11 protein-coding genes and 1 pseudogene are annotated in these 12296 nt (G+C 40.4%); 3 read left to right on the top strand and 9 right to left on the bottom strand.

Going from position 1 to position 12296, the window contains the following annotated elements:
• Positions 1 to 46: 46 nt before the first annotated feature.
• Positions 47 to 691, bottom strand: a complete 645-nt coding sequence (locus CYJ36_RS17370) for a LytTR family DNA-binding domain-containing protein (RefSeq protein WP_101568528.1) — start codon at positions 689 to 691, stop codon at positions 47 to 49.
• 266 nt (positions 692 to 957) lie between these two features.
• Entirely contained in the window at positions 958 to 1821 is an 864-nt protein-coding gene (locus CYJ36_RS17365; protein WP_180850424.1) for a glycerophosphodiester phosphodiesterase, read from the bottom strand.
• Between the two features lie 236 nt (positions 1822 to 2057).
• On the opposite strand from CYJ36_RS17365, the pseudogene bglA reads away from it, so the two are divergent.
• Positions 2058 to 2444 (top strand): annotated as a pseudogene (gene bglA / locus CYJ36_RS17360) (6-phospho-beta-glucosidase BglA); the annotation flags it as partial.
• Between the two features lie 493 nt (positions 2445 to 2937).
• Here the strand turns inward: bglA and CYJ36_RS17355 are convergent.
• The 4 genes from CYJ36_RS17355 to tnpA all read right to left on the bottom strand — a co-directional run bounded on the left by CYJ36_RS17355 (position 2938) and on the right by tnpA (position 4935).
• Positions 2938 to 3330 carry an SRPBCC domain-containing protein gene (locus tag CYJ36_RS17355; RefSeq protein ID WP_101568526.1) on the bottom strand — a complete coding sequence of 131 codons (393 nt, stop codon included), beginning with the start codon at positions 3328 to 3330 and terminating at the stop codon, positions 2938 to 2940.
• On the bottom strand, positions 3311 to 3796 hold the full coding sequence (locus tag CYJ36_RS17350; RefSeq protein ID WP_101568525.1) for an SRPBCC family protein: 486 nt from the start codon (positions 3794 to 3796) through the stop codon (positions 3311 to 3313). The genes CYJ36_RS17355 and CYJ36_RS17350 overlap by 20 nt, the downstream gene beginning before the upstream one ends.
• On the bottom strand, positions 3774 to 4106 hold the full coding sequence (locus CYJ36_RS17345; protein ID WP_101568524.1) for an ArsR/SmtB family transcription factor: 333 nt from the start codon (positions 4104 to 4106) through the stop codon (positions 3774 to 3776). Before CYJ36_RS17345 ends, CYJ36_RS17350 begins: the two co-directional genes overlap by 23 nt.
• Before the next feature lie 346 nt (positions 4107 to 4452).
• The gene (gene tnpA / locus CYJ36_RS17340) at positions 4453 to 4935 is read right to left on the bottom strand and encodes an IS200/IS605 family transposase (RefSeq protein ID WP_101568523.1); all 483 of its coding nucleotides are present in this window, start codon (positions 4933 to 4935) and stop codon (positions 4453 to 4455) included.
• Positions 4936 to 5591: 656 nt separating this feature from the next.
• Here tnpA and CYJ36_RS17335 point away from each other — a divergent pair.
• The gene (locus tag CYJ36_RS17335) at positions 5592 to 7079 is read left to right on the top strand and encodes a DHA2 family efflux MFS transporter permease subunit (RefSeq protein WP_224773365.1); all 1488 of its coding nucleotides are present in this window, start codon (positions 5592 to 5594) and stop codon (positions 7077 to 7079) included.
• A gap of 155 nt (positions 7080 to 7234) precedes the next feature.
• Here the strand turns inward: CYJ36_RS17335 and CYJ36_RS17330 are convergent, their stop codons facing one another.
• The 3 genes from CYJ36_RS17330 to CYJ36_RS23795 form a co-directional block, all read right to left on the bottom strand.
• On the bottom strand, positions 7235 to 7597 hold the full coding sequence (locus CYJ36_RS17330) for a VOC family protein (RefSeq protein WP_101568522.1): 363 nt from the start codon (positions 7595 to 7597) through the stop codon (positions 7235 to 7237).
• Between the two features lie 423 nt (positions 7598 to 8020).
• The gene (locus tag CYJ36_RS17325; RefSeq protein ID WP_101568521.1) at positions 8021 to 8563 is read right to left on the bottom strand and encodes a DUF3231 family protein; all 543 of its coding nucleotides are present in this window, start codon (positions 8561 to 8563) and stop codon (positions 8021 to 8023) included.
• 537 nt (positions 8564 to 9100) lie between these two features.
• Positions 9101 to 9598, bottom strand: coding sequence for a hypothetical protein (locus tag CYJ36_RS23795; protein WP_180850422.1), 498 nt, complete (start codon positions 9596 to 9598; stop codon positions 9101 to 9103).
• A 339-nt stretch (positions 9599 to 9937) separates the two neighbouring features.
• On the opposite strand from CYJ36_RS23795, the gene helD reads away from it, so the two are divergent.
• Entirely contained in the window at positions 9938 to 12280 is a 2343-nt protein-coding gene (gene helD, locus CYJ36_RS17315; RefSeq protein WP_101568519.1) for an RNA polymerase recycling motor HelD, read from the top strand.
• Positions 12281 to 12296 lie beyond the last annotated feature (16 nt).

Here is a 12296-nt window from a genome sequence, read left to right as displayed (position 1 = left end):
AATTCGGACTAACCAGCAAATTCACAGCTTTAAACAGCATATTGTTTCAAAATCCAAGCAGTTTTCGAAAATAGCTAGAGTAGGATTGGCTGACAGGTACTCTGTCACCATTATCCATCGAAAGTAAAAATGTTGAATGAGTATCAGGATAAATCTCTTTAATATGATTAACATTCACAATAAATGAGCGATGACATCGTATAAAATTATCCTTTGGCAGAAGGTACTCAAATTCATGAAGCGAGTATTTATGGGTGCCAGAGTATCCTTCGGTAGACACATTGGTCTTTTTATCCTTTGCTTCTAAATAAACCACTTGCGAGAAAGGAATAGGAATCCATCCATCCTGGCTTTTCACCGTCACCACTGATTTGGCATCTGTTAAAGCAGGGAAAATAGCGGTAACGCATCCCTCAAGCTTTCCATCGTGAAGAAATGGCACTGCCATCCCGTGATATGGAATCCCAAACACGTCACGGTTAATAAATTCTGAGACTTTTTGTTTGGTGATTAAGGCTTTATACGCAATGGTTCCTTCCTTTATAGAATCTCCCGGAAGGATTTTTAAATCAATCCGTTTACTCGGCCGATAATAGATATATTCCTTTGTATTTGAAACAGCGATCGAAATTTCATCTGAAAACAATTCACCTATAACGTCTAAAAGAGAAACTACTGTAATACTCTCCATCTTTCAACACCTTTCATGATTTAAAAGTCTTGTATTCTAATATTATTTTACATCCTATTCCGTGTGGTTTCTATGATTGGATTTGTTTCATATAAAAGGAGCCTAAAACAGGCATTCACGCTAAACGAAAAAAGCAGGAATCATTTAAATGGTTCCTGCTTCTTCTTTTAGCGCCTCTGATAATTAATGTAATACTAGTGATTTACCTTAATTATATCTTTGGCCTTATTATATTTTACTTTTCGGCCTTACTAAATCTGCCTGTCCTACTTTCCTTTCATCACTTCATGCAGCCTGTCCGGAAAGTTAGTAAACATTCCTGTTACACCCCAGTCAATCAGCTTCTTCATCGTTTCCTTGTCATTTACGGTATATGGGTGTATTTCGAGTCCGCTGCCCACCACTTTTTGTACATAATCCTGGTTTAAATAAGTATAGTTTGGACCAACTCCCATTGCATATTGTTTGATGGCTGCAATTTCAGCATCAGTAATAACAGCATTGGTTTTATAGGAAAGCAATTGAACGAGCTTGACAGATGGATCGAGTTCATTCATTGTTTTCAGGCTGAGAGGACTAAAAGACTGTACTAGAAGCGTCTTTTTGTTGATTTCATAATCATTTACTAGACGCAAAAGTTCTTTTTCCATACCAGGATAAACTTCAGGTGATTTCGTTTCGATATAATATTTTGCATTTTTTCCGAACTTTTGAAAAACCTCTTCAAGAGTCGGAACTTTTAATCCAGCATAATCCTGATTTGCATATTGCGGGTATTTTTCATTAAACCAGCTGCCTGCATCCAGCTGCTTGATTTGTTCTAACGTGTAATCTTTAACAAGGCCTGTTCCGTCTGTCGTCCGATCTACGGTCTCATCGTGCATGGCGATTAACTTGCCGTCCTTTGTCATCTGCAAATCTACTTCAATATAGTCACCGTGCATTTTATCCCCCATTTGATAGGATGTAATGGTGTGTTCTGGGGCATATCCAGATGCACCGCGGTGTGACACATTTACGATGTCCTTATGTTTTTCCTTTGCCATAGCTGTACCTCCGCCTGCCGTAAAACCGATTCCAATGACCAAAGCACCAAGCGCTGACATCCATTTTCTTTTCAATCTGCACATCTCCCATCTCTTAATAAACTACTTTTTAAGATTATCAGTAGATTATTAATTTCCTTTAACACAAAGGTAAAGAATGGTAACATGCTAGATTACAAGAAAGTAAAATCTGACAATTATAATTAGGTTTTTTGTTTTAGAACATGAAGGTATATGTAAAACAGATTGTCGATTGGAGGATAATTATTAAGTTTCATCCTATTATTTACACTTTTGAGATTAGAAAAAGTTCACAATTGCAAATCGGCCCAACCGGATTAAGATATACACTAAACCGTTTCTATGACCGATATCAAATTTCATTGTTTATCGTAGAAAATGGATACGGTGCAGTGGATACTGTAGAAGAGGATGGCTCTATCCACGATTCTCAAAGGATTGATTATTTGAAATCCCGCATCGTAGCATTAGAAAAAGCCGTGACATACGACGGTGTAGATCTAATGGGTTATACACCATGGGGAATTATAGACATTGTGTCATTTACTACTGGAGAAATGAAGAAATGGTATGGAATGATTTATGTGGATCGTGATAATGAAGGGAATGGATCCATGAAGCGGTATAAGAAGGATTTGTTTGATTGGTATAAAAAGGTGATTGAGACGAATGGGATAGAATTATAATATAAAAAATAACATGTTGTAAACCTGAACGAATATCTATTCAGGTAAACAGTTTGCCCAAAACTAAGCAGGAAATGGCATGGCAGTTTTAGAATAACTAGGGACATTACTTAAAAGAAGTAGGAACCTTAATTGGTCCCTGCTTCTTTTAAAACTATCTGTGCTACACATTCCACGTGGCTTTGGTGGTGATGGCAGATAGAATGATGTAGCAGTTTACATCTTAACCCAATGTAATATAAATATAATTCACAAGGAATATATTGATGCAACCTGCTGAACTAATTATATGTCCGCTTTTTCGGGAGACATCCAGCATATCCTTACTTGTCATCAAAAGAAGATTTTAAAAAAAGCCCTTAATAAAGGGCATAATTAATACCTTATGCTTATTCTAGGACTGCCACACTCAACATGTCAGGAATGTGTATGACAGTTGCCTTCTGTTAATCATAGCAATTCTGCACACTATATATACGGTTTTTCACTAGAATTAGTTACTTAAATACTTCTTAAGCGGCGTCCAGTAGTTCTCTGTCCATCCATTTGATAAATGCTCGGCTTGTCCTTCTGGAAAACCGATGTGTTCAAACGTAAGCAGAGTGTCAGTGCCTTGAGCTTTTATCTCGAATTTGACTAAAGAATAGACTCCAGGCTCCCAGTTTCCAGGACGCCATGCTTGAACGATTCGCTCATTTTCCACAAGCTCAATGGTTCTGCCTGTAATCATTCCTCCGAATAGCGAGAACATGCCTCCCTCTTCTGCTTGAATCTCTGTTGGTGCTGCGCCGGTAACCTCCGAAAATTGGGCAGAATCCATTAGCGCCTTGTATAATTTGTCTGGTGTTGTGTGAAAGATAACCTCTTCATGAATTGTACATGTCATGTCCATTCTCCTCTACTTTGATTGTATGTTTAACGGACCAAGGGTCAACGCCTATGTGTTTCCCTTCCCCTAAAAGCTTGATCCGTTCTAAATAATGAGTCCATCCACGATTGTTGGAATCCACTTTCTCCACCGGGATATCATAATGATTCAGATAAAGTCGAGTCCCTTTATCCTCACGCTGGAGGATAAACTCGACGGTACTCGACCCTGGGGGCATCACGTCAGATCCTTCCCATCCCCAAGTCATCACTACTTTCTCATTCGGAACAATTTCCTTGTATTCCCCTAACGCAATATTCTCTCCATCAATATCAATTCTGTATTTTCCATGAATCTTCGGTTCGAGCAGAATTTGCCGCCCCATCCATTGCACCATTTTTTCCGGGTTGATAAAAAAGGAAAAGAGCGTTTCCGGGCTGCATTCAATATATATTTCTTTTCTAAGCGTCTCTGTCTGTTTCATTCTTTTTTCTCTCCTCCTCTTCCGCTGCTTCCTTCAAGCGAAGCAAGCTGTCATCCCAGAACTGGTCAATGAATGTTTTTAAATCAGCAAAGCCTTCCCTTCTTATGCGATAGTATCGTTTCGTTCCGGCCTTTCTTACACTTACAAGGCCGGAACCTTCAAGCACTTTCAAATGCTGAGAGATCGCCGGAGCTGAAATGCTGAAATTCGAAGCAATCTCCGTAGATGTCATCTCTCCCTGTCGTAATAATTCTAAAATCTCAAGTCGTGCCGGTACCGATAACGAATGTATGGTTTGAATGATCATCATAGTTATACTTTAGCACACAATTAATTAAGTGTAAACTTAATTAAAGAGAAGGTTCCTGTCCAAATATTTCCTGGCAGGAGAAACTTTATCCAACGATAGCTTGCCCTCTTTCCTATAACGAATTCCTTGTAGGCTAGTGAATTCTACCTTTGCAAAGCTCGTTCCCTTAAAATGGAGCGAGCATTTAGAGAATTGTGATCCGAATAATAATAAAAACCACCCGTGAGAACGGGTGGTTTTCTCTGCGGCTGAAAGCCTTTGTTACTGACCACACCCTAAAGGGCTACTGAAGGGTTCGCCATTTGTACTACTTCTACCGGCCAGACCTCAAAGGCCTTCTTCCCTTTTAACTTCGTCTCTTTTTCTTTACTTCTTCTCCGGTGAAAGGATCAATGTATTCCATCATCGTTAATTGTTCTGCCACTATATCATCTTGAATTTGATTGCGTATATATTCTTCTATTACCTTCTTGTTTCTCCCGACGGTATCTACATAATATCCTGTACACCAGAATTTACGATTCCCATATTTATATTTCAGATTTGCATGTCGGTCAAATATCATTAAACTACTTTTACCTTTCAAATAACCGACAAATGCGGATACACTTAGTTTTGGTGGTATACTCACTAACATATGTACGTGATCTTTACATGCTGTTGCTTCAATAATTTCTACACCTTTTCTTTCACATAATTTGGGTAGAATTTCTCCAATATCTTTTTTGATTTTCCCATATATAATCTGCCTTCTATACTTAGGTGCAAAAGCGATGTGATACTTACAATTCCAGGTAGTGTGTGCTAAACTATTATTGTCTTTTGACATAGGACTTCCTCCGTGCTGATATTTTGGTTGGCGAACCAAAAATATTTTAGCACCATGAGGAAGTTTTTTTAATACCACGCTGAAAGCTTTTTGGAACCCCGGGCCTAGCCCGGGGTTTTCATTTCACAAAAAAACAACCAGTCAGATAACTGGTTGTCTTTTGGCCTTAGATTCAAGTATTTTATTTGACAGTAAACATCCATGAAATACCAAATTTATCTTTTAACGAACCGTGAAGCTTCGCAAAGAATGTTTCATGAAGATCCATATGTATAGATCCATCTTTCTTCTATGACCGACCTTACATAAAAGACGCAAGAGAGTTGTTTCAGCAGCTCTTTTTTTCATTCCATTTTTTGTTTAATTAAAGCGCTATAGATTAAGCAATCAAGTAACGTTCTGCTCGAAAGAAAAAAACCACTAAAATGATCAATCCCCAACAAAATAAACTAAAAGGAAGCATTTCCATGGTGAAAGTTCACCTGAAATAAGTTTCATCGTTTGGCAAAAGTTTCATTTATGTGGTAATATAAATGCGAATATTTGTTCTGTATTTGGCAAGAATAAAAGAATATGGATGGAAAGCAGGTTGATACTTTCCTAACGTTGATGCAGCAATATTATTAGGGATTTTGTAAATTGAAAGGAGAAAGAATTTGAAAAATCAAAACGAATCGGCTCAAAACGAAGGGACATTCGGGAGCAGAGGAAACTTTTTGCTGGTCATGATTATGATTCTGGGTGTGTTTGTAGCCATTTTAAATGAAACGCTGCTAAACGTAGCCTTAACAAAAATTATGGATGACTTCGGAATTGAGCCAAGTACCGCACAATGGCTGACTACTGGTTATCTCCTTGTTATAGGTGTACTTATCCCGGTCACTGCTTATTTAATTCAGCGTTTCACGACAAGAACCTTGTTCCTCGGAGCAATGGTATTGTTTACGCTGGGGACATTTGTAGCGGCTATCTCACCAGGGATAGAAATGCTTTTATTCGGAAGGCTGCTTCAAGCAGCGGGTACCGGGCTGCTCTTTCCTTTACTAACCAATGTGGTATTCTCAATCGTTCCTATTGAAAAAAGGGGTTCGGCAATGGGGACAATTGGAATTGTCATTACGTTTGCTCCCGCGATTGGACCCACTCTATCAGGGATCATTGTAGAGCATTTCAGCTGGCGGGTTCTCTTTTACGGCGTTCTGCCGATCGCACTGTTAGTTATTCTATTTGCATTTGTGAAGCTTAAAAACGTGACGGAAACTAGTAGTCCGAAGATTGATCCGCTTTCGCTTCTGCTTTCAACCTTAGGATTCGGGGGGATTGTGTACGGATTCAGCAGTTCCGGAGAAGGACAGGGGGGCTGGTCAAGCTATGAAGTTCTAATCCCACTTGCAATCGGCGTTGTTTCTTTAGCCCTGTTTACATGGAGGCAATTGACGATTTCACAGCCGCTGCTGGATTTACGAACATTTAAATACAACATTTTCAGGATGTCAACGTTAATTATGATGATTATTATGATGGCAATGTTTTCAGCGATGATGCTGTTGCCGATTTTTCTCCAGAATGCGTTAGGCTACAGTCCGTTGAAGGCAGGCTTGGTCATGCTGCCGGGTGGGATTGTCATGGGGATCATGTCACCTATTACAGGCCGGTTATTTGATAAATTTGGTGCAAAGTGGCTTGCGCTTATCGGGTTGGGGCTGGTCGCGAATACTCTGTGGCAATTTGCCTTTATCACAGTGTCAACCTCCTACAGCACGATTATGATTTTCAATACGCTGTTAATGCTGGGGATTTCAATGGTTATGATGCCGATTATGACCAACGCTTTGAACGAACTTCCGCCTCCATTATATCCGCACGGTACGGCTATTATCAGTACGCTTCAGCAGGTTGCCGGCGCTGTCGGGACAGCATTGCTTGTATCTATCATGACCAATGGTTCTACTCGTTTTATGAAAAATACGCTGATTAAGGAAGACTCGGCTACATTACAAATTCTAGCGATGATTTCTGGAATGAAAAGTGCGTTCTTGTTTGCATTCGGACTAGTTGCTATCGCATGGATCGTTTCATTATTTATCAAGCGGGCTGTTCCTGAAGAAAAGAGTTTGAAAATGAAGCAAGGTGCTGTGAACTGATAAAGAGGTAACTCATTAAGACTGGCACATAACCAACAATGAGAATGATTAATCTTTCAGTGTAGATTTGAATCAAAGTTACGATGTTTATATTACGATGTTTAACCCCTCTGGTTATGAGTAGCCGGAGGGGTGTTTTTATATTGATTAACCCTTTATTGTTTTAACAAGAACTGATTCCCGTCTTCATCTTTAAAGGTAACAAATGTACCCCATTCCATTTCTTGTGGTTCGCCTAAAAACTCAACGCCATTAGCTTTTAATTTTTCATATGTATTTGCAATATCATCACACTCGAAAACGATAGATGCCTTCATATTTTCAGACCCTTGCATCATCGATTTCGGATAAATAACTAATCGCGTTTTCTCTCCTTTTGGTGCTACTTCAAGCCAATTTGCACTAGGTCCCATTGGATGGTCGGCAATGATTTCAAACCCAGCTTTTTCACTCCAAAAAGTCTTTGCCTTTTGTTGATCTTCAACATATACTGCAACTGTTCCGATTTGCTTAATCATAATAAAACCTCCTCATGTAGTCATTCATTATTATACTTGATTTTTCATTATAAACGAATTGGGGCGTTGATCCAGGCAGGATAAAACCAAGTTAATAATATAATTAAAATGAGGATAACGAAAGCATGTAATAATGTATTGAATGGGTGTCATGATCAACAGCTGAATAACCTCACTTTTTAATGTAGCTAACAGTATTCTGAAGAAGTCGAAAACGTTGTTTCATCAAAGATGTTTAAAACTCGTATAAACGAAAATAAACAAACGCCAATCCCTTGAATCATTTGGGTTTGGCGTTTTTGCTGCCCTTATATAGCTGTGGTTATATAAACATAAATTTTCATAAGATATAGCTTGTTTTTAATCTGCTTGACTTTGTTCCTTTATCACATAGGCAGCGCTACAATTGTTCTAGTTTAATGGTTATTGGGAACCAGTTGGGACGTAAAACGGCGGTACTTTAATCCATCCTCGTTTACGCATTAAATGTTTTAATCTAGTCGCGAAAGCTAATTTTTCTGCTTGAAACTGAACAAACAATAACCCAACATCTGTACGAATCGACTCAGAAGAGGCACCAGCTGCTTTCATAATCAAACTAATGATTTTTAAAGATAATTCGTTTGCAATCACATCATCCGTTAATTTAACACCAAGAGGAATACTGTTAGAATCGGATATTGGCATATCTTCAGGGGCAGGAGGCAGTGTAATTCCTTCCTTAACCATGAAATCATGGAGACGTTTCCTTTGACTGGTTCCGAGTTTCATATCTTCTTCAAGAATTGCTTTTAATTCATCATCATCCGTAGTATTTATAGCTGCTTGAACGGATACTTTGGCTAATTCAAGACCTGCTAAGTAAATCCAGCATGCCATCACTTCTCCGACATGAAGAGGTTGATCTTTATCTTGAACTGTCATTGATTTCATTGCATCCATAACTGTTTCCCATACATTTACCATGTGATTCCTCCTGCTTCTGTCGCTAATTATTTCTATTATTTGTCCTATAAGATTTTTTATTCAAAAAGTGATATGTAAGAGACAAATTAGGGAATGTTTTTATACTAATTGTTACCATAACAAAAAAGAGGCTGAAAAGACGCCCAATCACTTTTGCCGATAAGAAGCTTTATGTAAAATAGGCTGACCATTCGGAAATACCATTTTGATTACTGATCTTCCACAATCGACGAAAAGGAACTCCATCTAAATCGGAGTACATCTTTTTTATTTTCCTATTTAAATTGGTAATAGAAGCAGCAATAAGATGAACCACTCTGCTGGCCAGCAGACACTTGCTGATGACTATGAACATTGTTTTGCTGGTAAACTCTTATAAATCAGTAAAAAAGCATACCAATAGCTATACTAATTGGTATGCTAATACCTATGCTTTTTATAGTGCTAATTTATATGTTTTCATCCACAAACGAACCCGTTTTTCCAATGGATGGCCTTTTTTATTTTTCAGTTATGTGTCATGCCCACCGTTTAAATTTACTGTTCACTTTGTTCTTGAAGCACTCCTCTTTGAGGAAGCTCCACTCCCAGCTCTGCCAGCTGTTCTTGGACTTCTTCCCGGGTAATGGTACCATCTCGTTGTTGCTCCATGATGCTTTGAACTTTTTCTCTCCTCTCCTCATCCGGATCTGAAAACATATCCCCTGGGTTTCCTTTCCCTTGCGGCATTTGCCCCCCGCCAGGTCCTCCCATTCCACCTGGACCAGAGCTTTTAGCCTCTGTGACCCCTGATTCATCCAGCCATGTGACAGAGTCGGAAATCGTAAACTCCACTACTTTCATTCCATCTTGATAGTTTCCGTCGGCATAAAGGCCATCACTTTGTTTACCCGTCGATGTTCCTTTTGAGTAAAGGGTATAGGAAGCATTCTTTGTTAGGATTAGTGAACTAATAACGACCGATGTTATGCCCGGAAATGATTTTGAAGTGACCTGCGAAGTGTCAAAGAGAATGACATGAGCTTTATTAATCATATTTCAAGCATGGATGGTGTTAAATCAGCGATTATGTTAAGCTATGACGACAATTTTACGGCTAAATCAAAGAGACAATTGGTGTACTAAACAAGGCGAGCATAGTTAATCCTATGCTCGCCTTGTTTAGTAATCTATTCAGCAGCTAATAAAAAGCCATCGGTTTCATATTCAAGGTTTCATATTCAAGTATACATTGATAAAAACGAGAAACTGTGATAAGTTATTATAGAAACACAATTTTTATATATTATAATATATAGTTATCCTTATTTTAATCTTACACTAAAAATAGTCTTCAGTCAACCCCTATTTTCATTTTTTGAAGGAGTGCTTGGTATGATTAATGAACTTCGGCAGGAGCAAGAACGATTGGATAACGTGGTCGAGGCGATCACGGAGCAAATCGGCAAGCTGGAAGAAGAAACTGGCCGGCGTCGAAAAGAAGTGGTCCATATTCAAAAACACTTTTGGGATGAAGTCAAGGTTAACACAGATACTTTTGACGATTATCTCGAGACGATCATCGGCTTAAGACAGCAGGGTCAAGCCCTGGCCGTAAGCCAAAGCACCCACAGGCATGCCTCCAACCGGCAATCTGTCCTGCAGCGTATGCATAAAGCGCCTTATTTTGGACGGATCGATTTCACTGAAGAAGGAACTCAGGAAGCAGAAAAAATCTATATCGGCATCTCAACTCTTACGGATACAAGCGGAGAGAACTTCCTGATTTATGACTGGCGGGCGCCGGTCTCAAGTGTCTACTACGATTACCCGCCCGGTCAGGCCGAATACACTACACCCGGAGGCGTCATTCAAGGGAAGCTTGAGAAAAAGTGGCAATATATTATCCGCGCAGGCGTTGTCGAATCAATGTTCGATACCAGTCTCACCATTGGAGACGAGATTTTACAGCAGGTTCTTGGCAAAGGAACAGATAAACATATGCACAGCATAGTGGCCACCATTCAACAGGAGCAAAACCGGATCATTCGGCATGTCCGCGGTCGGCTGCTCATTGTGCAAGGCGCCGCAGGCAGCGGAAAGACATCGGCTGCCATGCAGCGGATCGCGTACTTGCTCTACAAGTATCGGGATAGACTCAAGGCCGATCAAATCATTCTATTTTCGCCTAACTCGATGTTTAACAGCTACGTATCCAATGTCTTGCCAGAGCTCGGCGAAGAGAATATGCAGCAGGTTACCTTCCAAGAGTACTTGTACCATCGGCTGAGCAACTCATTTCAAGTTGAGGATCCTTATGAGCAATTGGAATATGTGCTGACTGCAACGGAAGACCCTTCCCACCGAACCAGGACTGCGAGCATCCGATTCAAGGCATCGGCCCTTTTTTTCGAGACAATCAAAACATACAGTCAGTCTCTGGAAGTATCCGGAATGATCTTCAAAGGAATTAAATTCAGAGGAAAACCACTAGTCTCCGCCAAACAAATCGCGGAAAGGTTTTATAGCAGCGATACCTCTCTCCGTTTTCACAACAGGATTGAGAAGTTGACAGAATGGCTAAACGAGCGAATCGATGAAATGGAAAAATCCGAGCTGACCAAGTCGTGGGTACAGGAAGAAATCGAATTGCTTGGCAAAGATGAGTATCAAAAGGCTTATACCTACTTACAGAAAAAACAAGGCTATAAGGAAGACATGCTTGACGATTACGAGAAAGAAATCCAAGTGCTCGGGAGAATGATCGTCCGCAAGAAGTTGAAGCCACTCCGGAAATGGATTCGAACGCTTCGTTTCGTCGATTTTACGGAAATCTACAAGCAGCTTTTTGCCGATCCAGCGCGGATCAAATTGTGGATGGCCGGAAAAACACCTGAGGAGTGGGAGGATATTTGCCTGTTGACAATGAAAATGCTGGACGAAGGCAAGCTGTTTTACGAAGATGCTACTCCGTTTTTACTTTTGAAAGAGCAGATTCAAGGGTTTCAGACAAACACCTCAATCAAGCACGTGCTTATAGACGAAGCACAGGATTATTCTCCGTTTCAATTTGAGTTTTTGAAACGCTTATTTCCTTCGGCAAAGATGACCGTGCTCGGAGATTTTAACCAGGCTATATTCGTCCACGCCAGCGAAATGGCCGATTTTCACACCCTTACCGGCTTATACGGACCGGATGAAACAGATGCGATAATCTTGAGCCGCAGCTACAGATCCACAAAACCGATTACCGAATTTACACGCGGACTCGTGCCTGACGGAGAACGGATTAGCGCTTTTGAACGTGACGGCGAGAAGCCTGTGCTGACGCAATTGTCCGATCGTGCCGAACTGCACCGCCGCATCGCGTCTAGAGTCGCAGACTTTCAGCAGCATGGGTATAATACGATCGCGATTATATGCAAATCCGCTGCGGATAGCACCTATGCGTACGAGGCCTTGGGCAGCGTCGAAGAAATCAAGCTGGTGAAGAGCAGCTCGATTGAGTATGAGCAAGGCGTTGTTGTCATACCGGCATATTTAGCCAAAGGCATCGAATTCGACGCCGTCATCATTTATGACGCATCTGCGCAAATATACGGCGATGAGAGCCTGCGCAGATTGTTCTACACCGCCTGCACCCGGGCTTTGCATCACTTGCAGCTTTACAGTATAGGGAAACCAAGTCCCTTTGTGCAAAATGTTCCGCCGGAGAGTTTCATTCTGAGCCCGTCTTAAGAGACTGGCGAGGGGT

This window comes from Bacillus sp. UMB0893 (assembly GCF_002858905.1).
GTDB lineage: Bacteria > Bacillota > Bacilli > Bacillales > Bacillaceae > Bacillus_P.
Note: the sequence above shows the minus strand (reverse complement) of the source record. Positions and strands in the feature narration are given on the sequence as shown.